The organism is Saccharospirillum salsuginis (genome assembly GCF_014651855.1).
In the GTDB taxonomy this organism is placed as follows: Bacteria; Pseudomonadota; Gammaproteobacteria; order Pseudomonadales; family Natronospirillaceae; genus Saccharospirillum; species Saccharospirillum salsuginis.
This window is the reverse complement of record NZ_BMXR01000002.1, coordinates 359,164-382,245: the sequence shown is the minus strand read 5'-3', so window position 1 is coordinate 382,245 and position 23,082 is coordinate 359,164. Positions and strand designations below refer to the sequence as shown.

Here is a 23,082-nt window from a genome sequence, read left to right as displayed (position 1 = left end):
CATGGCGACCAGTCGCCTGTATCAGGTGCTGAGCGAACATTCGAAACTGGATCCAGAGGTGCTCGATGCCTTGCAAGCCGAGTTGGAGGATCCGTCGGACGGCCGGGCGTTGGGCGAGTTGATCGTGCGGCGCGGCCTGATGTCCTTTTACGAGATGATGTCGTTCGCACTCAAACACGACCTCTTCCAGAAAACGGAGGCGGTGCTCAAGCGAATGGCCGAGGCCCGCAAGCACCACCAGGTCATCAAACCCCAGCAACATGTCAGCCGCTACAAGCTGTCCGAAGACGAGAAATTGAAAGAAGAGGTGACGCTGCCCGGCAGGTCCTTGAAACTGACCATTCCACGGCCCAACCTCGGTCGCTACAGCGCGATCAGCACCGATGAGAAACAGGTGGTGGAAATGGCGGTCGAACTGGTCAACATCGGCCAACTGCAGGAAGCCGAAATGTTTCTGATCGACGCCAGCGAGGAGTTTCCCAATTCAGTGCGGGTGAAGGTCGTGCTGGTCTGGCTGTATTTCATGTGCCAGCAATACAAACTGGCGCGCGATGTCTGTGCCAAGGCACAACGCGAACACCCCAGCGACATCAACCTGGTGGAATACCTGGGGTTACTGGAGCAGAGTCTCGGCAAGCATCTGTCGGCGGTCAATCATTATCAGCGCCTGACACTGTTGCCCAAGGTCAAACCGGTCTGGTACCTGTTGCTGGGCCTGTCACTCGAACACGCCGGCCTGCGCCAGGATGCCATCATCAATTACCGAATGTACGTCAATCTCGGTCAGCAGGAAGAACTGATCCACTACGTAAACCAGCGCTTGCAAGTATTGGTGCCTCAATGACACAACCGAACGAATCCACGCGTCCGCAAAAACGGGTCCGCCTGGGCGATCTTCTGGTCGAAGCCGGCCTGATCACCGAAGGCCAACTGAACCTGGCTCTGCAGGAACAAAAACACACCGGCAAAAAAGTCGGTCGTGTGCTGGTGGACATGGGTCTGATTCCAGAAAACAAACTGCTCAAGACCCTGTCGGAGCACTTGAAAATCCCCTTTATCGAGCTGCGTCAGTTTCAACTGGACAATGCGGTGATGCAGAAGCTCGACGAATCCATTGCCCGGCGCTTCCGCTGCCTGTTACTCGCCGACAATAACGACGGCCTGCTGCTCGCGATGGCCGACCCGCTGGACTTGATGGCCATCGACGAAGTCGAAAAGAAGCTGAAGAAACAGGTCAAACCGGCGATCGTGCGCGAGTCCGAACTGTTGGCCACACTCGATTCGGTCTATCGGCGCACCGGACAGATCGAGTCGATCGCCGTGGAGCTGGAAGGCGAACTGCGCGACAGCGATTTCGACCTGGCCAACCTCGCCGACGATACCGACCTGCAGGACGCGCCCGTGGTGCGCCTGCTGCAAAGCCTGCTGGAAGACGCCGTCTCGGTGCGCGCCTCGGATGTGCACATCGAGCCGGATGAAACCGTCTTCCGCATTCGCATGCGCGTCGACGGTGTCTTGCAGGAACAGGTCATCAAGGAGAAACGCGTTGCCTCAGCTCTGGTGTTGCGCCTGAAGATCATGTCCAACCTCGACATCTCCGAGCGCCGCATGCCCCAGGACGGCCGCTTCAACATCCGGGTCAACAACAAGTCGATCGACGTGCGCCTGTCCACCATGCCGGTGCAGTACGGCGAATCCGTCGTCATGCGTTTGCTCGACCAGAGCGCCGGTATCATGTCGCTGGAAGACCTGGGCATGCCCGAATCCATCCGATCGCGTTTTGAACTGATGATCGAACGCCCTCACGGCCTGATCCTGGTGACCGGACCGACCGGCAGCGGTAAAACCACGACACTCTATTCAGCGCTGAACCTGCTGAACAAGCCAAAGAACAAGATCATCACCGCCGAGGATCCGATCGAATACCGCATGAGCCGGATCAATCAGGTTCAGATCAACCCCAAAATCAATCTCGATTTCGCCGGCATTCTGCGTTCCGCCCTGCGCCAGGATCCGGACATCATCCTGGTTGGCGAGATGCGGGACCAGGAGACCGTCGCCATCGGCACCCGGGCGGCATTGACCGGTCACCTGGTGATGAGCACGCTGCACACCAACGACGCCGTCTCCAGCGCCATCCGACTGGCGGACATGGGGGTCGAGTCCTATCTGGTGGCTTCGGCCCTGCGCGGTGTGATGGCGCAGCGACTGCTGCGCAAGGTCTGCGAGGACTGCCGCCAGCCGCATGAACCCAGTACACGGGAAAAGCTCTGGCTGCAAAACATGGCCGACGGGCGCTACGTCGATCATCAGTTCTATACGGGTGCCGGTTGCTATCAATGCAACAACACCGGTTACCGGGGACGCATCGGTGTGTTCGAATGGCTGGAACTGGATGAGCCCATGCTGCTCGCACTGCGCGACCAGAATCACAACGCCTTCGTCGAGGCCGCCAAGGCCAACCCCAATTTCAAGACGATGGAAGAGTGGGCACTGGAATTCGCTGAGCAAGGCATTACCGACCTGAGCGAGGTGTTTAAGATCTCTGTCGACCTGAGCGACGAGGCACCGATCGAGCGAGCGGCGACCCATGGCTGAGTTTTACTACAAAGGGCGCACCGAGGACGGGCAACCGGTGGAAGGCGTGTTGGAAGCCGCCTCCCAGGGGGCTTTGTTGCAACAGCTTAAACGCCAGAACGTGATCCCGACGTCAGTCCAGCCGGCCGGCAAGAAACGCGGCGCGGCGACTATCAACTTGAACATGTCGCTGGAGGGCCTGTTCAACCGCAAGAAGAAAGTCAGCATCGACGAACAGATCATGTTCTGCCGTCAGATGTACGCCCTGACCCGATCGGGTATTCCGCTGATGCGGGCCATCAACGGCCTGGCGGATGCCACCCGCTCGCCCCGGCTGGGAGAGGTGCTGCACGACGTGGCGCGCAGCCTGACCCAGGGCACGACGCTGTCCACCGCCTTTCGCGCGCACCCGGACGTCTTCGGCGACCTGTTCATCTCGATGATCCGGATGGGTGAGTCGACCGGTCAACTGGACACGGCTTTCAAGCAGTTGATCGACCATCTGGAACTGGAGAAAGACACCCGCAAGCGCATCGCATCGGCCACGCGTTACCCGATCATCGTGGTCAGCGCCATCCTGGTCGCCATCCTGGTCATCAACTTCGCGGTCATCCCGGCGTTCGCCGGCGTCTTCGCCAAATTGGGCGCCGACCTGCCGATTCCGACCCGAATTCTGATCTTCAGTTCCGAATTCATGCTCAGCACCTGGCCCTACCTGCTCGGATTGATTGCGCTCGGCGGCTACGCCTTCTATCGCTGGAAGCAGACCACCGAAGGCCAGTACAAATGGGACCGCATTATCCTGAAGGTCCCGATACTCGGTGGTGTATACGAACGCATCGCCCTCGGTCGCTTCGCCCGCCCGTTCGCCATGATGCTCGATGCCGGTGTTCCGCTGCTGCAGGCGCTGAACGTCGCCAGCCGGACCACCGGCAACCGCTACATCGGTCGCGGCATCGAAGGCATGGTCGGCGGCATCGAACGCGGCGAATCGTTGCTCGCCACCGCCTCCGCCAGCGGCATGTTCAACTCGCTGATTTTACAGATGATCGCGGTGGGGGAAGAGACCGGCAACGTCAGTGACCTGCTGGTAGACATCGCCGACTTCTACGATCAGGAAGTGGAGTATGACTTGAAACGTCTCGCCGAGGCAATCGAGCCCATCCTGTTGCTGTTTATGGGGGCTATGGTGTTAGTGCTGGCGTTGGGTGTCTTTCTGCCGATGTGGGATTTGGGGTCGGCGTTTGGGGGCTAGCCATGCATCGTTGGTTGTGGCTTCATCACGGCCTGCCCCTCCCGGGACTCCTTCAGCGCCACGGCAACCAGAGCCAAGGCGGATATATTCAGGGTCACCGGATTGAACGCCTCGAATAACAATTCGGTACTAAAAAAAGCCACATCCAGCAATAACAGGATCAGCATTCCGCCAACCAGATAGAGGGGCCAGCGATGGTGTGAAAACACCAGTAATACGATGGCCAGTAGAATCTCTATTACGCCCCCCGCCCTGGCTACCCAAAGCGGATCCACCGGTAACCCATGTGCTTCGATCATTCGGATCTCGGTTTCACTGGTAAACAGGATTTTGGGAACCAGACCGTGATAGAAGAAAATGAACGCCAACACCCACCTTGCCAACATTTCACCATCCACCTTTTACAAAATGATCCTTTTCCGTACCGTCCGGTACCCGGCAGGCTTCTTGTCGACCAAACCAACGGTATCGATTGGATGCAATGCGGTCATACAACCCATTTCGAACGACACCCGGTACAACATACAGGACTTTGAGCAGCGGCCAGGGCATGGGTAACTGCCCAACTACCTTAAGAAAGGCATCGCTCTGAGTCCAAACCCGTCCCCTGTCGAGGAGCACCATGGTTTCATACCGATCCGTCGGCATGTCGAGAGCGTACAGCAGGCTCTGCCCCTGCTCGGACTGGACACTGCACAGCTTGAATCGTTTGCGGGTGTCGAACTTGAGCAGGAAACGAACCCAGGCATTACAGAGTTTGCAGACGCCATCGAATAATACGATGCGTTCATAGGCGTAGGCTTCTAACTCATTGGTGTTCATGGCGATTCTCTCGAAGCTGGAGTTTTGCATATGGCCCCGGATTACCGGGGCAAGACGTCGGCGAATACAAACTGGTCCCGTTGCACCCGCTCTCCAACCTCAACGTCGATAGGCGCTTTGAACATAGGCCCGTCAAACACAAAGGTGTGGAACTCTCCGTTCTCACCGCAAGGGTCGGCCGAATCGGGCAGATCCTTCAGGAATTCGGCCGTATACTCCCGTCCGGCGAATGCCGCCGGGATTTGCTGACTGTCGACACAGGTGACGACGGTCCTCAGTCCGCTGTCCAGCATGTCTCTGGACAATTCACGGGTCGGTGTGTGCCAGATCGGGAACAGCGGGGTGAGCCCGGTGCCCCGCAAATTGTCTTCCCGGTATTGCCGCACGTCGGCGAGAAACAGATCACCAAAGGCAAGATGGGTGACGCCGCGATCCAGGACCCGATCGACAAATCGCGTCATGATCCGCTCGTAGTCCGCGTTACTACAGGGGTTAGGCAAGTCAATGACATCCAGCGGGAGATCGAGACGGTCAGCCTGTTGTTCCAACAGTTCACGTCGCACGCCGTGCATCGCCACCCGGTCGTACTCTTCATTCAGCGTGGAGAAGACACCGACAACATCGAATTCCGGATCCTGCCTCAGTTGATGCAGTGCCCAGGCGCTGTCTTTGCCGCTGCTCCAGGACACCATTACCTTTTTTTCCGAACGGTGGGATCGCATCAGGCTTCCTCCGAGGCGCCGGCCTCGTGTTCTTCCGAGAGCCTACGCTTTTGTCGTACTTTCACCGATGACCAGGCTTCACCCGACTCGATGGCGGCCACCCTCTCAGCGTATTTCCCGACACCACGACGGATGACTCTCTCCAAACTCACGCCCTGCTCTTGCTCAAGACAAACAATCGCATTCAGATAGTCCCAGAGTACGTCCGCCAGCTCATCTTCCAAATAACACAATCGCTGTTGACGAATCTCTTCCTCAACTTCAAGCAACTCCTTACGCACTTCGTCGAGATAGGTCGCCGAGCCATTCGACCAGTCGCTCCCCTGATCCACCCGGTTCTTGCGCCTTACAATGTCGATCAATGATTCGAAATCAGACGTATACATGGCAATCCCTCTGATTCGGATAAAGTAGGTTTCACAGTGACTCAATCCCACTGCCGCTGTTTGTTCCGGGATTCCTTTTAAAGGACATCCTGCTCATCGAAACCGCGTTCTCTCTCCAATTCGGTGACGTACTGCTGATAATCCCGAAGCCGTGTATTGGCCAGTTCCGGCATGTGTTCAATCTCCTGTTACAGTCGAATAAGCGGGACAATTTCCCATTCCCTTGCCCCGGCCAGGGTCACAGGCTAGATTACTCTTAATCATAAAAACAAGATGGCCGGCATGTTTCCGGCCAGGGAAGCCCTTCACAGGGAGGATTCAACAGGAAGCGATGTATGTTGGATCACTGGCCGGCGCCACTGCGCCAAGGCCTGTTCAAACTGGTTGGCGTCGACTGGGCCGGACAGTTGCTTAACCGCGCCTGGCGTACGGGTCGGGGCGACTTGCATGGCATGCTGGACTGTCTGTTTCGCCGCAACCGATTCGACATCACCGTCGAAAACGCGGAGCGACTGGACGAGGTCGACAGTTGTATAGTCGCCGGCAACCACCCTCACGGCCTGTTCGATGGCCTGGCACTGGCCTGGCTCGCCAGCCAAAACGGTCGCGAGACACGGGTTATCGCCCGGCATTTCCTCAATGTTTTCAAGCCCTTGCGCCGAGTCTTCCTCGCCGTACGCCTGGACAGCCAACGACGCTCCGTATCCGGACGCGCCTCGTTCGAAGCGGCCCAGGACTGGCTGAACCACGGTGGTCGCCTGGTCATGACCCCGGCCGGCGGTCTCAGCCGCGCCAAACCCTTCTGGGGCCGGGCTCGAGACCCCGCCTGGCGAACCGGCATCGTCCGGCTGGCGCAGAGCACCGGCAAACCCATCGTTCTGGTCGACATCGCCATGCCCGAGTCACCCATTCGGCAACTGTTGCACAGCCTGCACCCCATCGCACGCGCCGTGGTCCAGGTCTGGGCCTATCGCCTGGGCAAACACCAGACCATTCACCTGCGCGTGGTCGACGTCATCCAACCGGAGGAACTGCCGGTCGACCGCCCCCTCCCCGAACAAGCCGCCTGGCTGCAACACAAATTGCAGCCTTCAGGATAGCTGGGGCGTCCCCATCACCGGCCTGCGCGACCAAAACGCCGACATCAGCAGGCCGCTGACCAGATGCCAGACACCCCAAAACGCCGTAATCAGCATCATACCGCCCAGATCCGGATAAAAACTGAACAAAATGATCAACCCCAGTCCCGAATTCTGGATACCGACTTCCAGGGTCACCGCCCGGCGCTGATCTTCCGGCAACCGTGCCAGACCGCCCGCGGTCCAGCCCAGCCCCAATGCCACCGCATTGTGCAAAATCACCAGCCCCGCGAACGACGCTGCATGCTCCAGAAACAAAGCCCCGTTACGGCTGAAGGCAATGCCGACGAATACCAGGAAAATGGCCAGCGATACCCACCGGAACGGCGTATCGGCCCGCTTCGCAAAGCGTGGAAAGCGCTGCCCGACCACCATTCCCGCGATGATCGGCAACACCAGCACCAACCCCACCAAGCGCATCATCTGCCAGGGTTCCACCGCGATCGCCTCCACAATGGCCCGGGTTTCAGGGTGCAGACTCGCATAAAAGGTAAAATTCAGCGGCGTCATCACCAAAGCCGCCAACGACGACACCGCCGTCATACTCACCGACGTCGCTAAATGCCCACGGCTCAGCCAGGTCATGATGTTCGAAAAACTCCCGCCCGGGCACGCGGCCACCAGAATCATTCCCAACGCCAGCGACGGCTCCAGATCCAAAACCCGCGTCAACGCCCAGGTCGCCGCCGGCAATAACACAAACTGGCACACCAACCCGATCACAGGAGCTCTCGGCGAGCGCACAATGTAACGAAAATCGGCCATTTTCACGGACAGCGCGGCGCCGAACATCATCAGCGCCAGGAGGGCATTCAGTAGATCCAGACTGGACGGATCGAACTGGATGCGAACTTGATCCAGCACAGTAAAACTCCCGGACGGTGTTTTATGCTGAGTTTACCACGATCGCAATACACAGTTGGTCTGGAAACCAACGCTTAACACCTTCATCATTATAGAACGTGTACTTAGCCTAGGCACTACAGGCTAGTACCCCGGGGCTGGCGATATTCTGGAGGGGACATCTGAGGCATGGATGCCGAAGTTAAGCGCCCATGGACGGGTTCACAGCGGCCGAAACGTCGGACCGCCCCTGAAGAGTGTCGGCAGTCTCCGGGGTACGGGTTTTCGGCAGGTGTTTACTAACCAGCACCGCATTCAGGGAGTTCCCACTGTGCAATCGAAAAACGTTTCATTGGTACTGGGCAGCGGCGGCGCCCGCGGCATCGCCCACATCGGCATCATCCGCTGCCTCGAAGACAATGGCTACACCATACGCTGCATCTCCGGCTCCAGCATCGGTGCCCTGATCGGCGGCTTCTACGCGGCCGGCAAACTGGACGACTACCAAAGCTGGGTCTGCGCCCTGGAGCGGTCCGACGTCCTGCGCCTGCTCGACCTGTCGTTCAATGGCGGCGGCCTGTTCAAGGGCCACAAAATCATGGACGTCCTCAAGAAATTGGTCGGCGACGCCCGAATCGAAGATCTGCCCGTCGAATTCACCGCCGTCGCCGTCGACATCGAACGCCAAAAGGAAATCTGGTTCACCGACGGCTCCCTGTTCGAAGCCATCCGCGCCTCCATCGCCATCCCCTCGGTATTCCGGCCGCACACCTATCGCGGCATGATGCTGGTCGATGGCGGCGTACTGAACCCGGTCCCGATCGCACCGACCTTGCGCACCACCACCGACTTCACCCTGGCCGTCAACCTGAACGGCCGCGAAGAAACCCCCATGCTGCCGAAGTCCAAGCCCAAAAAGCAGCAGCCGGTCAAACTCAGCGACGAAGCGCAAAACACCGTTCACCGCGCGATCAGCCGCTTTATCGACCGGTGGTGGTCGGAGGATGAAAAAACCGAGGAACCCCAGAGCCAATGGAGTCTGCTGGAACTGATGACCCGCTCGATCGACACCATGCAGAACAGCATCGCCCACATGAAACTGGCCGCCCACCCGCCGGATATCATGATCGAGGTGCCGCGCAGCATGGGTGGGCTCTTCGACTACCACCTGTCTCAGGCGATGATCGATGAAGGCTATCGATTGTGCGAAGAAGCCTTGAAACGGTTCGAAGAGCGCAGAAAGCTCAACGAGCCGGCGGAGGAAACCCAGGCGGACGTCGAGGTGAAGTAGCCGCCGGGCTGTAACGACGCCCCGATCGGGGCGTCCATGGCGTCATCGATGATCGCTGTCCCAATTGAACAGGGCGGCGGCGATCAGCAGGAAAACGGCCGACATGCCGGCCAGGGTGAGTAAGTGATCGCTCACCTCCAGGAGTGTGGCGCCCTCGGTGGTGATCTCCCGCGCCGCCGAGACCAGATGCGTCAGCGGCAACAGATCGGAGATGCGATGCACGCTCTCGGGGGCGCCTTCCAGCGAGAACCAGACCTCCGACAACCCCATCATCGGCCAGGTGGCCATGTTCAGCAGACCACCGGTCAATTCCTCGCTGCGGGTCCGGCTGGCGACCGCCAGGCCCAGGGAAATCATCGCCAGAGCGCCCAGCAGAATGGTCAGCACCAGCGGGCCGTACGAGCCCAACATCAGGGTCGCCAGCGCCCAATGGCTGCCGAAAAAGAGAATGGCGGCGATCACCAACACCATCAGCAGTCGTGACAGAATCTGGGCACCGACGAACTCGAACGCGGACAACGGCGTCGCCTTCAGCCGTTTAAGCACTCCGTTCTTGCGATACCGGACGATGGCGTAGCCAACCCCGAACAGCGAACTGAACATGATGTTCATACCGATGATGCCGGGCAGCACCCAATCGACATAGCGGATCGGTTCACCGCGCACCAGGCGCCGCTGGAAGTCCGGATCCTCGGAGACCAGCAAGCGTTCGGCCATGTACCCGTTGCGACTCTCCTCGTTGACCCAATACCGCCGTTCGTCCAGATCCATCAACAGATCGATCTGATGGCGACGCACCCGTTGAACGGCCACATCCAGGTCCTCGTAGGGCACAAACTGGACATGGTTCAACGACATGAATCGCGGCTTGGTGATGTAGGCATCCTGGTCGCTGATCACGCCGACTTTGAACATCGGCATGCCCTGCCCGAAGATGAAATAGAAGCCGAACACCAGCAGGAACGGGAAGGCCAGGTTCCAGGACAGTGAACTGCGATCGCGCCAGAATTCTCGGTTGCGGGCGTTGAATACCGCCAGCATGCGGGTCAGCATCAATGGGTCTCCCTAGCGCCCTAGGCGCGCAGCGCGTGGCCGGTGAGTTTGAGAAAGAGGTCTTCCAGGTTCGGGCTCTTGACCTGCAGGCCGTCGAGCGGAATGCCCGCCGCCGTCAGTTGCTGGACAGTGCGATCGACCTGACCGGTCTGGATCTCCAGGCGATCGTCCAATTCCAGCACCTCAAACGGCAGGGTTCGACCTTCGGCGGCGGATTTGGGCAGGTGCACCATGACGCCATCGAAATGCCGAGACAGCAGTGCCTCGGGCGAACCACGCTCGATGATACGACCCTGGTCCATGATGGCGATGTCGTCGCACAGGACCTGGGCTTCGTCCATGTAGTGGGTGGTCAGCACAATGGTCTTGCCGCGCCGCTTGATGCCCTGCACCAGCTCCCAGAAATTGCGCCGCGACTGGGGGTCGAGCCCGGTGGTCGGTTCGTCCAGGAAGACCAGATCCGGATCGTTGATCAGCGCCAGAGCCAACAGCAGGCGTTGGCGCTGGCCGCCGGACAGTCGCCGGGTATCCCGGTCGAGAAAGTCGCCGAGCGAACACAGTTCGATCAATTCCTCGCGGGGCAGTGTTACCGGATAAAAGGCAGCGAAGAGTTTGAGCGTCTCCTCCACGGTCAGATAATCCTGCAGGGCCGTGTTCTGGAACTGGATGCCGATGCGTTCATAGGCACGGCGATCGGCCGGTTCGCCGAACAGGCGCACTTCACCGGAACTGGGCTTGCTGATGCCCTCCATCATCTCGATGGTGGTGGTCTTACCCGCACCATTGGGGCCGAGCAGCCCGAAACACTGTCCCGGGGACACGCTGAAGCTGATGTCGTTCACCGCGGTGACGCTCTTGAAGCGTTTAACCAGACGATGAACAGTAAGAATATCGGTCATGCCATCTCATTGTTGGTGACTCAAATTTCGGGTTCTGTGGCTGGGGTCACTGGGTGGCAGTGGCCCACAGGTTCCGTGGCTGGGTTCGCCCCTGAGGCGGGGGTAACCCTCCCCGTGGCCACCCTGCTACCGGTGCGGGTTTTGGCACCCGACTGGGTCTACCCGGCAGCCGGTGCGGATTCTGGCACCAATACCGCCCTCCATCCATGGCCGATAAGTCATTCGATTGCTTGGGACCTCGGTGTTAGACTGAACGATCACAAAGACCGGTATCGAGTCCGGTCCGGCCGTCCCCATATCGTCATCCGTCCATCTTTCCCGGGGCGCGGTCATCATCAACGTTCGAGGTAGTTGTGTGATTCCCGAAAAAGTCCTGGTGGTGTCGCCCGCCCTGGCGGAGACACTGGGCCTGGAAGAGGCGCTATTGTACCAGTTGCTGACCGAGCTCGCCCTCCTGGGCGGCCAGCCATTGCAACTGACCGAAGAGCACCGGCGTCGCCTGCTGCCCTTCTGGAGCGCCACCCAACTGACATCCGTGCTGCGCCGGTTGCAGGCTCAGGGCCTGTTGAACGCGACCGGCAGCACGCCCTGGCAAGTCACCCTGGTCGATCTGGACAAGGACGAGGCACCCGCCGCCGAGCCCAGGCCGGAACCGGCGTCCACGCCCGTGCCCGATCCCCAGACCGAGTCGCCCAACCGCGTACCCGTGTACGGCATGAACGATGCCCGGCGACGCAACCAGATGGAAGACGACCTGGCGTACCTGCGACCGGAACAACCGGCCCGGGAATCGGTTCGGGCCGAACGCACGCGCATGCACGCCGAATGGGAGCCCTCAGAGGACTTCCCCCGGCTGCTGTCGTTTCACGACATACCGCTCACGTTCGCACTGTCGGAACTGGCCAAGTTCCGCCAGTATTACCAGGATAAGGACCGCGCCGAATACAGTTGGGACGTCCGTTTCCTGAACTGGGTCCAACGGGCCTGGCACGATCAACTGAACAACAAGGGCCGATATGAGCGCACCCAACGAACCCAAAACACCGCAGAGAGTGCTAACCCTGCTCGGGAAAAACGGGCCAAGGTTCGCGAAGCCCTCCGAAACATCCGGGACACAGACTGGTAATGCATCGCCGCTGGATCACGACACCAAGCTGCTGATCAACATGCTGTTCGCGCGGCTGCACCACATCTACACCCACCGGTTCGAAAGCGCCTATGGCGACGAGACCACGATCGGCCAGGCCAAACGGGAGTGGGCTTTCAGTCTGGCCGGGTATTCGCGCGAGCGCATCGAATACGCTCTGGAGCGTTGCAAGCTTGAGCTGGCCTGGCCACCGACCATCGCCGAGTTCTGCCGCTACCTGATTCCACGACCGGAAGACCTGGGGCTGCCGACCACTCGCGAGGCCTATCTGGAGGCCTGCCAAAAAAGCCATGCGCCCTTGCAAGCACACTGGTCTCACGCGGCGGTGCATCTGGCGGCCCGCAATACCGGCCACTTCGCGTTGCGATCGGAGCCTGAGCGCAACACCTGGCCGGCGTTTCAAAAGGCCTATTCGGACCTGGTGGCCCGGGTAGCCGACGGTGAGGAATTGGTTGTGGAGACGGCCCACGCCTTGCCGGAACCCGACCTGAGTGCCGAGGAACGGCTGGTGGAGCAACTGAAAGCCGCCGGAGTGGAAAAAACGGTTGCGTATCCGCTGGCGTATTATCTGGAGAAGCCAGCCGGCAGCCCGGTTCGGGCCCGCTACCGTGATCGGGCGCAGGAGAAGCTCAAGGCGCTGGGAGTCGAGCTGACCCTGCCAGACTGATCGCGGGGTTCTTTGGGGCGGAAGGGGTACGTCTGGTCCGGCATCCCGGCGTCGGGCGCTGCGATATCCGCCGCAGCTATCACCAGCATCTCTATAAAGAGGCACAAGTGTGACAGGAGTCCATGTCAGCCTTTTGGTGGGCTTCGCTCACCCGGCGGATATCGCTACGCTCTTCCGCCCTACAGCCCTTCTATTCCGCCGGTGTCATATATCGTCCGCTGGCGTAACCGATTGTCTCGTCCACCCGTACCTGCCGCCAGAACCCTTCCGACTTGGAGGGATCTACCCAGACCTGGGCGCCGGCGCCCAATTTCATCACCACTTCGGCCTCCAGAGAGGGTTCCGCGCGGACATTCAGCACCGAGGCGGTGATGGTCATCAACACTTCCTCGGATGGTTCTTCCGTCGATGCTTCGGAGGACTCCGGGGCTTCGGGTGCCTCGGTCGCGTCCTCGCCTTTGGCATCGGAAACCTGGGTCTCGGATTCCTCGCTTTGGCTGGCTGACGTTCCGGCCGTGTCCGGATCGGGCTGTGCCGAATCGGCAGCGGCCTCTCCGGTCACGGTAGAGTCGGTTTCAGCCGGCGCTGTTTCGCCGGTCGATCCGGATTCGGTAACGGCGGGGACGGACGGTTGTTCGATCACCGGCCCGGTCTCGATCGGTGCGGAGGTCGGCGTGTCGTCCTCCATGATCAGGTGGGACATTCTCGGCACCGGTTGGCGCCCCAGTTGCATGGGGCCCCAGACCAGGAAGCCGAGCAAGCCGGCACCGACCAGGATACCGGCGAGAAAAATTGTAAACTGACGCCAGCCGCCGCTGTCGCTCCTTTGCTCGGGCTCCGCACGGCTGGGTCGCACCGGGTCGCTGACGCCGTACAGACGCCATTCGACACGATCGAGGTAACGGGGATCGTCCGGCAGCAATGGTGCCCGTTCGACGTCCGAGTCCTCGTCCTGGACTTCACGTTGGACCTGCTGGCCGATCTCCAGCACCTGAAATTCGGGCACGTCGAGGATGCGGGCCATCAGACGCAGTGCCAGCGGGACATGGCTGGGCATGTCGTGCGAGACGAGCAGCAATCGCCAGCAGCTTTCGACCAGGAAGGGAACCTGTTCCCAGGAGAGGGTTTTGGACAGCCAGCGCAGTGCTTCGACGTGGTCGTCGATGTCGTGTTGTTCGAGGAAGTCGCGCCAGCGGGTGTTGAGTTCGGGGTCGGAATACGGCAAAGCCTGGCGCAGGGTGGCGGCCAGGTGCGCTTCGCTTTCGGGATAGACATAGGCCAGCCATTGCAGTGCGAGATGCACGGCAGCCTGGGTCGGGTCGGGATGACGCAACCAGAAGGACGAGCTTTTCACATCCGTATCAGCCAATGACTTCATAGGTTTGACATTCAACCACTGGTTGCGGTTGTTCGCAACAGGAAGCGGTTTCATGTCAGTGGAACGGTTGGGTTCCGTGGCAAAACCCGCGGTGGTGACCCCTTATGCTTATTCGGGGCCGCCGTAAACCCGTCCATGGGGGCTTAGCTTCGGCATCCTGCCTCAGATATCCCCGAATAAGCATAAGGGGCCTCCACCGCTAGTCTTTTTAGCCGTTCTCAGCCTTCCAGCAACAAAAAACCCCGGACTGGCCGGGGTTTTGTTTCTCACACTCTATTTTGAGCGTGTAAGGTGGAAGCCGGGTTTTACAGGTCTTCCGGGCTTTCGTCGTCGACGATTTCAGGGTCGAAGGAGGCTTTCTCTTCGTCCGTGACTTCGCGGATGGAGAGTTTCACACGGCCCCGGTTGTCGACGTCGAGGATCTTGACGACCACGTCGTCGCCTTCGGCCAGTTCGTCAGTCACCTTGGCGATGCGGCGGTCGGCGATCTGGGAGATGTGGACCAGGCCGTCTTTGCCGGGCAGGAACTGGACGAATGCGCCGAAGTCGGCGATGCGGACGACCTTGCCTTTGTAGACCGAGCCGGGCTCGGGTTCGGTGGTGAGGGCGAGGATCTTGTCCTTGGCGGCCTGGGCGGCTTTGGCATCCGGGGCGTAGAGGCGAACGGTGCCGTCGTCGGAGATGTCGACTTCGGAACCGGTCTCTTCGACGATGGAGCGGATGGTGGCGCCGCCCTTGCCGATGACGTCGCGGATCTTGTCGGTGTCGATCTTCATGGTTTCCATGGTCGGCGCGTTGTCGGACAGTTCGGCGCGCGACTGGGAGATGACCTGGTTCATTTCACCCAGAATGTGGGTACGGGCGGCGTGCGCCTGTTCCAGGGCGATTTCCATGATCTGTTCGGTGATGCCTTCGATCTTGATGTCCATCTGCAAGGCGGTGACACCGGTGTCGGTACCAGCCACTTTGAAGTCCATGTCGCCGAGGTGGTCTTCGTCGCCGAGGATGTCGGTCAGTACGGCGAACTGCTCGCCGTCCTTGACCAGACCCATGGCGATGCCGGCGACCGGGCGCTTGACGGGGACACCGGCGTCCATCAGGGCCAGAGAGGCGCCACAGACGGAGGCCATGGAGGACGAGCCGTTGGACTCGGTGATCTCGGAGACGACCCGAGTCGTGTACGGGAAGTCGTCGTGGTTCGGCATCAGGGCGAGGACACCGCGCTTGGCCAGGCGGCCGTGACCGATTTCACGACGGCCGACGGCGCCGATGCGACCGGCTTCACCGACACTGAACGGCGGGAAGTTGTAGTGGAACATGAAGTGGTCGGTGTAGTTGCCCTGCAGGGAATCTTCCATCTTGCCGTCGCGCAGGGTTCCCAGGGTGGTGGTGACCAGTGCCTGGGTTTCGCCGCGGGTGAACAGGGCGGAACCGTGTGCGCTGGGCAGGACACCGACTTCAACGCTGATCGGGCGGACGGTCTTGTTGTCGCGACCGTCGATGCGAGGCTCGCCCTTGACGATGCGCTCGCGCACCAGTTTCTTTTCGATTTTGGCGAAGATGCCTTCCACTTCACCGGCTTCCGGCTGGCCTTCCTCTTCGCCCGCCAGAGCGGCGACGGCTTCGTCACGCAGGGTGGACAGGGCGTTGTAGCGCTCCATCTTGTCGGAGATCTGGTACGCCTCGGCGATCTTGGCGCCGAACTGGCTGCTGACCTGTTCGATCAGGGCCGTGTTTTCCGGCTCGGGCTGGAAGTCCCATTTGGGCTTGCCGGCTTCGACGGTGAAGTCGTTGATGGCGTCGACGGCGCACTGGAATTCCTGGTGCGCGTACAGAACACCGCCCAGCATCTGGTCTTCGGACAGTTCGTCGGCTTCGGATTCAACCATCAGGACGGCGTCCTTGGTACCGGCGACGACCATGTTCAGACGGGAATCTTTCAGTTGCTCGAACGTCGGGTTCAGCACATAGCCTTCGGCGTCGGTGTAGCCAACGCGGGCAGCGCCGATCGGGCCCGCGAACGGAATGCCGGAGATGGACAGCGCGGCCGAAGTGGCAATCATGGCGGCGATGTCCGGATCGTCCGTCTTGTTGGCGGAAATGACGTTCAGGATGACCTGCACTTCGTTCATGAACCCTTTCGGGAACAGCGGACGGATCGGGCGGTCGATCAGACGGGAGGTCAGGGTTTCCTTCTCAGACGGACGGCCTTCACGCTTCAGGTAACCCCCCGGGATCTTGCCGGCGGCGTAGTACTTTTCCTGGTAGTGAACGGACAGCGGGAAGAAGGGCTGGCCGGGCTTGGGTTCCTTGGCCGCGACAACGGTGGCCAGTACCTGGATGTCGTCGATGGAACACAAAACGGCACCGGTGGCCTGACGGGCGACGCGACCGGTTTCCAGTGTGACGGTCTTGCCGCCGAATTCGAATTGCTTGGTAATCGGGTTCAAATGACTCACGTGAGTCTCCTCTTTCTTTGCCTTTGAGAGGACACCGATCCCAACGATGCTTCTATCGATGCACCCCTCGGCGGAGACGCGTGGGGAGATGCATGGATAGAAGCTCCACAGGCGGGCAAGGCCCTGACCCGGGGAAGATATCGTTGTTCACGGTTGTCCATATGTTGGTCTACCAACCGACCACTACACTAGCCGGTGGATGGGGAGTTTCAAGCCGGTTTTCACAGTGCGAAAACAACAAGGGCTCCCGTTGGGAGCCCTTGCTGGAAATCGTCCGCTTAGCGACGCAGACCCAAACGCTTGATCAGGCTGGCGTAACGCGAAACGTCTTTACGCTTCAGGTAATCCAGCAGTTTGCGGCGCTGGTTAACCATGCGGATCAGGCCCCGACGGGAATGGTGATCCTTGGCGTTGGCTTTGAAGTGGCCTTGCAGACCTTCGATGTTGCGGGTCAGCAGGGCAACCTGCACTTCCGGAGAGCCGGTATCGGTTTCGTTGGTACCGAACTCTTTTACGATTTCAGCTTTTTGCTCGACTGTGAGTGCCATGGGCGAATAACTCCACGAATGTGCATTCAATAAAGGAGTGACCACCGTGCACATTAACAGTGGCATTCCAGCAATCGGGCCCGAACGGCCCGAAGCCGCGCGCATTATACATGAAGGCCCGGCGCGAACAAACCCGTCAATGGCCGGCGTCGGCCACAACCCGTACCGGCTGCAGAACGGCATCGGCGGTGATCGCACCCACGCCCAGAAAACGACCGCTAACGCCGTCCCGAACGCGCACCTGGCCCGCGTCCATCGGCGGGATACGATCGACCGCGTTACCGTGGCTGAAACGTCGCGACTGGCCTTCGGTCAGCTCCACCACTGGCAGTTCGACCAGCAGATCGTCCATCGACAACAGATGCCGGTCGAGCGCTTCACAGCCCTCGCTTTCCCCCTGCTCGATCAGGGCATCGAGTGAAATGGCGCCCTCAAGCGAGAAGTGACCGTGCCGGGTTCGACGCAACGCGGAGACATGAGCCCCGCAGCCGAGTGCCTGACCGATGTCGTCGACCAGAGTGCGAATATAGGTTCCCTTGCTGCAGGCCACCGCCAGATCCAGTTCATCGGTGCCCAGTCGCTCCAGCGACAAGGCGTGGATGGTTACCGGCCGAGGCTCAAGCTCCACCGCCTTGCCTTCGCGAGCCAGCTCGTAAAGCTTCTTACCGTCCCGTTTCAGCGCCGAATACATGGGCGGAACCTGTTCGATGTCGCCAGTAAAGCGCTCGGCGAGCAGCTGTTCGATCGTCGCGGCATCCAGGGCCGGTACAGGCGCGGTATCCGTCACCTCGCCTTCGGCGTCCAGCGTTTCGGTCCGTATGCCGAGCCGGGCTGTCGTCAAATAGGCTTTGTCCGCATCCAACAGAAACCGCGTGAACTTGGTCGCCTCCCCCAGACACACGGGCAACAAACCGGTCGCCAAGGGGTCCAGCGCACCGGTATGGCCCGCCTTTTGAGCCTGGAACAACCATCGCACTTTCTGCAGCACCGCATTGGACGACCAGCCCGCCGGCTTATCCACCAACACAATACCGTTGATCGGACGTCCTTTTTTTCGTCTAGCCATCGGGGAAATCCAAAACCGGGGAGTTCAACACAAGGAGGGAACACCGGCCGAAAGACGGTCGGCCGGTGGATACTTCACAATCGCGCAGTCACTCGTCACCACGATGACGGGACTTGTCCTGACGCAACGCCTCATCGATCAGGCCGCTCAGACGCGCCCCGGATTCGATCACTTCATCGTAGTGGAATCGTAACTGCGGCATCACCCGCAACTTCAACGCCTGCGCCAGCATCGACCGCAGGAAACCCGACGCTTTGTTCAACAGTTTCTCCTGCTCACGCCGGGCCTGCTCCGCATCCGCATCGTCGCCGAAGACCATGCAGGTGAAGTAGACATCCGCGTAGGACAAATCACGACTCACCTTCACCGCATTGATGGTCACCATTCCCAGACGCGGGTCTTTGACCTCCTGCTGGATCAATACGGACAGGTCACGTTGAATCTGGTCCGCGATGCGGCGAATACGGCTGTTTTCTTTGGCCATGGTGGGCCTCTCGTTTCTGGCTTTGGGGAGGTTGTTGGAAATCGGGTTTTGTGGGAACTGTAGGTCGGATTAGGCCGAAGGCCGTAATCCGACACCCACCCGTGACAACGTCGAAAATCATCGCCACCGTCTGGATTGTCGGATTACGCTGCGCTAATCCGACCTACGCTGGTGGGCGGCCCCAATGGCCCCCACCCCGACCCAGGCACTCAACGACATCAATCGTCGATGCTGCGAGCCACTTCCTTCACGTCGAAGACCTCGATCTTGTCGCCGGCCTTGACGTCATTGTAGTTCTTGACGCCGATGCCGCACTCCATACCCTGCCGCACGTCCTGGACATCGTCCTTATAGCGCCGCAGCGATTCGAGTTCGCCTTCGTAGATCACCACTTCATCACGCAATACGCGGATCTTCTTGTTCCGGTACACCGTGCCCTCGATCACCATACACCCGGCCACCTGACCGAACTTGGGTGAATTGAAGACATCGCGCACTTCGGCCAGACCGACGATTTCCTCACGCAGATCCGGTGACAACAAGCCGCTCATCGCCGCCTTGACGTCGTCGATCAGGTCGTAGATCACGTTGTAGTAACGCAGATCAAGGCCGGCCTGTTCGATAACCTGACGCGCCTTGCCGGTGGCACGGACGTTGAAACCGAAGACCACAGCGCCGGCGGTGATCGCCAGGTTCGCGTCGGACTCGGAGATCGCACCCACGCCGCTGGCGACGATGTTGACCTTCACCTCATCCGTGCTCAATTTCTGCAGGGAGGCGTTGATGGCTTCCAGTGAACCGCGAACGTCGGCCTTGACGACGACATTGAGGTTCTTCTGTTCATCGGAACCCATGCCCTGGAACAAAGCATCCAGCTTGGCCGCCTGTTGCTGAGCCTGCATGGACTCCTTGCTGCGTTCGCTGCGCATTTCGGCGACTTCACGGGCATCCCGTTCGCTATCGACGACAACAAACTCGTCACCGGCATCCGGAGTGCCGTTCAGGCCGAGGATCTCGACCGGAATGGATGGGCCAGCATGCTCGACCTGCTTGCCGGTTTCATCCAGCAGGGCCCGAACCTTGCCGTAGAAGTGTCCGGCCAGAACCACATCGCCTTTGCTCAAACGACCGGACTGGACCAGAACAGTGGCGACAGCGCCGCGACCCTTGTCCAGACTCGATTCGACCACGACACCCTTGCCCGGGCCTTCGTAGTGAGCCTTCAATTCGAGCATTTCGGACTGCAGCAGGACACCGTCCAGCAGCTCATCGATGCCCAAACCGCTGTGTGCGGACACCTTGACGAATTGGGTGTCACCGCCCCAGTCTTCGGGAATAACTTCCCGCTGCGCCAGTTCGTTGATCACACGATCCGGGTCGGCACCTTCCTTGTCCATCTTGTTGATGGCCACGATGATCGGAACACCGGCCGCCTTGGCGTGCTGAATGGCTTCTTCGGTTTGCGGCATGACACCGTCGTCGGCCGCCACAACCAGAATAACCACGTCCGTCGCCTGGGCACCGCGGGCGCGCATGGCGGTGAACGCTTCGTGGCCCGGTGTATCGAGGAAGGTAATCATCCCCTTGCCGGTTTCCACGTGGTAGGCACCGATATGCTGGGTAATACCACCGGACTCGCCGGCGGTGACCCGGGTGCGGCGAATGTGATCCAGCAGACTGGTCTTACCGTGGTCGACGTGACCCATGACGGTGACGACCGGCGCACGCGGAGACTCTTCACCTTCGTAGGTCACTTCCATCACATCGTCTTCCATCGCATTCTCGTTGACGATGGTGTACTTGTGACCCATTTCCTCGATGACCAGAATGGCGGTGTCCTGATCGATGCTCTGGTTCACGGTGACCATGACACCCATCTTGAACAGGATCTTGACCACTTCGGCGGCCTTGACCGACATCTGTTGAGCCAGGTCGGACACAGTGATCGCCTCGCCCAGTTGCACTTCGCGTACGACCGGTGCGGTCGGACGTTCGAACTGGTGATCGCGCTTCTTGCCGTGGCCTTTCTTCGGACGACGACGGCGGCCGAAGCCTTCGCCTTCGTTCAACGCCGACAACATTTGCTGATGCTTGTTGCCACCACGACCGGTTGCGCTGCGCTGAGCCACTTCGGCTCGCTTGCCACCCTTCTTGTGACCGGCCTTGCGGGCATCGGCTGCGGGGCCATCATCGACACGGATCGGTTTTTCGGTCTTGTGCTTCTTCTTGTCGCTGGTGCGGTCTTCCTTGGCCATCTTGGCTTCGGCTTCGGCAACCGCGAGTTTCGGATCAACCTCTTCCGGCTCGGCCTTGGCTTTCTTGGCTTCCGGTTTGGCTTTCTTTTCCGCAGCGGCAGGCTCGGCGGCTTCTTTCTCAGCCGTTTCCTTACGTGCCGCTTCCTCACGGGCCTTTTCCTCGGCGTCGCGTTGGCGAGCCGCTTCCAGCTTGGCGTCCTCTTCGGCACGACGGCTGGCAATGGAATCGGCCGCCGGTGTCGGCTCGGCCTGGCTGGGTGCTTCGGCGCCCTCGGCCGCATCGCGCTTCACATAGGTGCGCTTTTTGCGCACCTCGATGCTGACGGTCTTGCCGCGCCCGCCACCACCGGTTTTCAATTGGGTGGTGACTTTGCGTTTCAGGGTGATCTTTTTGGGTGACCCGCTGTTTTCGCCGTGACTGGTCTTCAGGTACGTCAACAGGGTCTGTTTCTGGTCGTCACTGACCGCATCGCTTTCGGCTTTATGCGGCAGACCAGCATCGCTCATCTGTTTCAATAAACGATCAACGGGTGTACCAACGCTTTCCGCCAGTTGTTTAACGGTGACTTCTGCCATGGATTCCTCCTACCCGTGATTACTCGTTCTCAAACCAAGGCGCCCGTGCTGCCATAATCAACTGACCGGCACGTTCCTCGTCCATATCATCGATGTCCATCAGGTCATCGATACTCTGTTCCGCCAAATCTTCCATCGTACTGATACCTTTGCTGGCCAGGACACGGGCCAGGTGGTCGTCCATGCCGTCCATATTGAGCAAATCCTCACTGGGTTCGGCGGAGTCCAGTTGCTCTTCGCTCGCCAATTCGAGCGTCAGGAGTACGTCCTTGGCGCGTTGACGCAGCTCCTGGACCATATCCTCGTCAAAGCCTTCAATGCCTAGCATTTCCTCCAGCGGCACATAGGCCACTTCTTCCAGAGTGGTGAAGCCTTCCTCGACCAGTACGGCCGCGATGTCTTCATCGACATCCAGCTTCTCTTCGAAGTAACGAACCAGTTGACCGGCTTCCTCTTCCTGCTTCTCGCCGGCTTCCTCTTCGGTCATCACGTTGATGGTCCAGCCCGTCAGGTCACTGGCCAGCCGAACGTTCTGGCCGTTGCGGCCGATGGCGATGGCCAGATTGTCGGACGCGACCGCCACATCCATGGTGTGGGTGTCCTCGTCCATGACGATGGATGCCACTTCGGCCGGCGCCATGGCGTTAATCACCAATTGTGCCGGGTTATCGTCCCACAGGATGATGTCGACCCGTTCGTTGTTCAGTTCGTTGGACACCGCTTGCACACGGGAACCGCGCATACCGACGCAGGCCCCGACCGGGTCGATACGACCGTCGTTGGTCTTCACGGCGATTTTGGCGCGTGAACCCGGGTCCCGGGCGCAACCGCGAATCTCGATCACTTCTTCCTGGATCTCCGGCACCTCGATGCGGAACAGCTCAATCAACATCTCGTTGCTGGCTCGGCTGAGAACCAGCTGCGGTCCACGGCCTTCGGCGCGTACGCCTTGCAGAACCGCCCGCATCCGATCGCCGATGCGGAAGGTTTCGCGCCCGATCACTTCCTCGCGCGGCAACACGGCTTCGGCGTTATTTCCCAGATCGACGATGATGTTGTCACGGGTGACCTTCTTGACGGTCCCCAGCACCATTTCACCGACGCGTTCACGGTATTGCTCGACGATCTTGGCGCGCTCGGCTTCGCGCACTTTCTGCACGATGATCTGTTTCGCGGCCTGGGCGCTGATGCGACCAAAACCGGCGTTTTCGATCTTTTCTTCGTAGATATCGCCCGGTTGCAGCGATTTGTCGACTTCGTGCGCCTCTTCCAGTGTCCACTCGGATCCCAGGGTCGGCACAGCTTCGTTGTCCCGAACGGTCCAGCGGCGAAAGGTCTCGTACTCGCCGGTCTTGCGGTCGATGACCACATGAATATCCGCCTCGCCTTCCTCGTCGAAACGCTTCTTGGCGGCCGCGGCCAGTGCGAGCTCCATGGCGTCAAAGATGACCTCGCGGGACACACCCTTTTCGTTCGCTACCGCGTCCACGACCAGGAGAATTTCTTTGCTCATCG

The 23,082-nt window shown here is 59.9% G+C and carries 21 protein-coding genes; 7 read left to right on the top strand and 14 right to left on the bottom strand.

Features of this window, described 5'->3' with window-relative positions; translation table 11 throughout:
- Nucleotide 1 precedes the first annotated feature (1 nt).
- The 3 genes from IE111_RS04825 to IE111_RS04815 are packed head-to-tail and all read left to right on the top strand — an operon-like array spanning nucleotide 2 to nucleotide 3,832.
- Complete coding sequence (locus tag IE111_RS04825) at nucleotides 2-844, top strand: tetratricopeptide repeat protein (RefSeq protein WP_189607365.1); 843 nt, start codon at nucleotides 2-4, stop codon at nucleotides 842-844.
- Entirely contained in the window at nucleotides 841-2,598 is a 1,758-nt protein-coding gene (locus IE111_RS04820; RefSeq protein WP_189607364.1) for a GspE/PulE family protein, read from the top strand. The genes IE111_RS04825 and IE111_RS04820 overlap by 4 nt, the downstream gene beginning before the upstream one ends.
- Nucleotides 2,591-3,832 (top strand): type II secretion system F family protein, encoded by a 1,242-nt coding sequence (locus IE111_RS04815; protein WP_189607363.1) that lies wholly within the window; start codon nucleotides 2,591-2,593, stop codon nucleotides 3,830-3,832. The genes IE111_RS04820 and IE111_RS04815 overlap by 8 nt, the downstream gene beginning before the upstream one ends.
- Here the strand turns inward: IE111_RS04815 and IE111_RS04810 are convergent.
- Genes IE111_RS04810 through IE111_RS04795 form a run of 4 tightly spaced genes read right to left on the bottom strand, consistent with a single transcriptional unit; the run spans nucleotide 3,829 to nucleotide 5,762 of the window.
- Complete coding sequence (locus tag IE111_RS04810; RefSeq protein WP_229805223.1) at nucleotides 3,829-4,230, bottom strand: DoxX-like family protein; 402 nt, start codon at nucleotides 4,228-4,230, stop codon at nucleotides 3,829-3,831. The genes IE111_RS04815 and IE111_RS04810 overlap by 4 nt on opposite strands.
- On the bottom strand, nucleotides 4,220-4,654 hold the full coding sequence (locus IE111_RS04805) for a thiol-disulfide oxidoreductase DCC family protein (protein ID WP_189607362.1): 435 nt from the start codon (nucleotides 4,652-4,654) through the stop codon (nucleotides 4,220-4,222). Before IE111_RS04805 ends, IE111_RS04810 begins: the two co-directional genes overlap by 11 nt.
- A 41-nt stretch (nucleotides 4,655-4,695) precedes the next feature.
- Nucleotides 4,696-5,376 carry a Dph6-related ATP pyrophosphatase gene (locus IE111_RS04800; protein ID WP_189607361.1) on the bottom strand — a complete coding sequence of 227 codons (681 nt, stop codon included), beginning with the start codon at nucleotides 5,374-5,376 and terminating at the stop codon, nucleotides 4,696-4,698.
- A complete protein-coding gene (locus IE111_RS04795; protein ID WP_189607360.1) occupies nucleotides 5,376-5,762 on the bottom strand; it encodes a MazG nucleotide pyrophosphohydrolase domain-containing protein in 387 nt (128 codons plus the stop codon). The genes IE111_RS04800 and IE111_RS04795 overlap by 1 nt, the downstream gene beginning before the upstream one ends.
- Before the next feature lie 335 nt (nucleotides 5,763-6,097).
- Here IE111_RS04795 and IE111_RS04790 point away from each other — a divergent pair, with 335 nt between their 5' ends.
- On the top strand, nucleotides 6,098-6,862 hold the full coding sequence (locus IE111_RS04790; protein ID WP_189607359.1) for a 1-acyl-sn-glycerol-3-phosphate acyltransferase: 765 nt from the start codon (nucleotides 6,098-6,100) through the stop codon (nucleotides 6,860-6,862).
- Here the strand turns inward: IE111_RS04790 and IE111_RS04785 are convergent.
- Nucleotides 6,854-7,765: a bile acid:sodium symporter family protein gene (locus IE111_RS04785; RefSeq protein ID WP_229805221.1), complete on the bottom strand. Its 912-nt coding sequence runs from the start codon at nucleotides 7,763-7,765 to the stop codon at nucleotides 6,854-6,856. The two genes, IE111_RS04790 and IE111_RS04785, sit on opposite strands and share 9 nt — an antisense overlap.
- 310 nt (nucleotides 7,766-8,075) lie before the next feature.
- Between IE111_RS04785 and IE111_RS04780 the strand changes: the two genes are divergently transcribed.
- Nucleotides 8,076-9,035, top strand: coding sequence for a patatin-like phospholipase family protein (locus IE111_RS04780; protein WP_229805220.1), 960 nt, complete (start codon nucleotides 8,076-8,078; stop codon nucleotides 9,033-9,035).
- A 42-nt stretch (nucleotides 9,036-9,077) separates the two neighbouring features.
- On the opposite strand, the gene IE111_RS04775 is transcribed toward IE111_RS04780, so the two are convergent.
- Together IE111_RS04775 and IE111_RS04770 are read right to left on the bottom strand one after the other, a co-directional pair.
- Nucleotides 9,078-10,088 carry an ABC transporter permease gene (locus IE111_RS04775; RefSeq protein ID WP_189607357.1) on the bottom strand — a complete coding sequence of 337 codons (1,011 nt, stop codon included), beginning with the start codon at nucleotides 10,086-10,088 and terminating at the stop codon, nucleotides 9,078-9,080.
- 20 nt (nucleotides 10,089-10,108) lie between these two features.
- Nucleotides 10,109-10,987 carry an ABC transporter ATP-binding protein gene (locus tag IE111_RS04770; protein WP_189607356.1) on the bottom strand — a complete coding sequence of 293 codons (879 nt, stop codon included), beginning with the start codon at nucleotides 10,985-10,987 and terminating at the stop codon, nucleotides 10,109-10,111.
- Between the two features lie 355 nt (nucleotides 10,988-11,342).
- Here IE111_RS04770 and IE111_RS04765 point away from each other — a divergent pair, with 355 nt between their 5' ends.
- Together IE111_RS04765 and IE111_RS04760 are read left to right on the top strand one after the other, a co-directional pair.
- Nucleotides 11,343-12,113 carry a DnaT-like ssDNA-binding domain-containing protein gene (locus tag IE111_RS04765; RefSeq protein ID WP_189607355.1) on the top strand — a complete coding sequence of 257 codons (771 nt, stop codon included), beginning with the start codon at nucleotides 11,343-11,345 and terminating at the stop codon, nucleotides 12,111-12,113.
- Nucleotides 12,114-12,153: 40 nt separating this feature from the next.
- Nucleotides 12,154-12,801, top strand: coding sequence for a replication protein P (locus IE111_RS04760; protein ID WP_189607354.1), 648 nt, complete (start codon nucleotides 12,154-12,156; stop codon nucleotides 12,799-12,801).
- 190 nt (nucleotides 12,802-12,991) lie between these two features.
- On the opposite strand, the gene IE111_RS04755 is transcribed toward IE111_RS04760, so the two are convergent.
- The 7 genes from IE111_RS04755 to nusA all read right to left on the bottom strand — a co-directional run bounded on the left by IE111_RS04755 (nucleotide 12,992) and on the right by nusA (nucleotide 23,080).
- A complete protein-coding gene (locus IE111_RS04755) occupies nucleotides 12,992-14,179 on the bottom strand; it encodes an SH3 domain-containing protein (RefSeq protein WP_189607353.1) in 1,188 nt (395 codons plus the stop codon).
- A gap of 305 nt (nucleotides 14,180-14,484) precedes the next feature.
- Nucleotides 14,485-16,629, bottom strand: a complete 2,145-nt coding sequence (pnp, locus tag IE111_RS04750) for a polyribonucleotide nucleotidyltransferase (protein ID WP_189607623.1) — start codon at nucleotides 16,627-16,629, stop codon at nucleotides 14,485-14,487.
- A 287-nt stretch (nucleotides 16,630-16,916) separates the two neighbouring features.
- A complete protein-coding gene (rpsO, locus tag IE111_RS04745) occupies nucleotides 16,917-17,186 on the bottom strand; it encodes a 30S ribosomal protein S15 (protein ID WP_189607352.1) in 270 nt (89 codons plus the stop codon).
- A 136-nt stretch (nucleotides 17,187-17,322) separates the two neighbouring features.
- Nucleotides 17,323-18,252 carry a tRNA pseudouridine(55) synthase TruB gene (gene truB, locus IE111_RS04740; RefSeq protein WP_189607351.1) on the bottom strand — a complete coding sequence of 310 codons (930 nt, stop codon included), beginning with the start codon at nucleotides 18,250-18,252 and terminating at the stop codon, nucleotides 17,323-17,325.
- A gap of 88 nt (nucleotides 18,253-18,340) precedes the next feature.
- Entirely contained in the window at nucleotides 18,341-18,736 is a 396-nt protein-coding gene (gene rbfA, locus IE111_RS04735; RefSeq protein WP_189607350.1) for a 30S ribosome-binding factor RbfA, read from the bottom strand.
- Between the two features lie 218 nt (nucleotides 18,737-18,954).
- Nucleotides 18,955-21,567, bottom strand: coding sequence for a translation initiation factor IF-2 (gene infB / locus IE111_RS04730; RefSeq protein ID WP_189607349.1), 2,613 nt, complete (start codon nucleotides 21,565-21,567; stop codon nucleotides 18,955-18,957).
- A 19-nt stretch (nucleotides 21,568-21,586) separates the two neighbouring features.
- Nucleotides 21,587-23,080 (bottom strand): transcription termination factor NusA, encoded by a 1,494-nt coding sequence (nusA, locus tag IE111_RS04725; RefSeq protein ID WP_189607348.1) that lies wholly within the window; start codon nucleotides 23,078-23,080, stop codon nucleotides 21,587-21,589.
- Nucleotides 23,081-23,082: the final 2 nt, after the last annotated feature.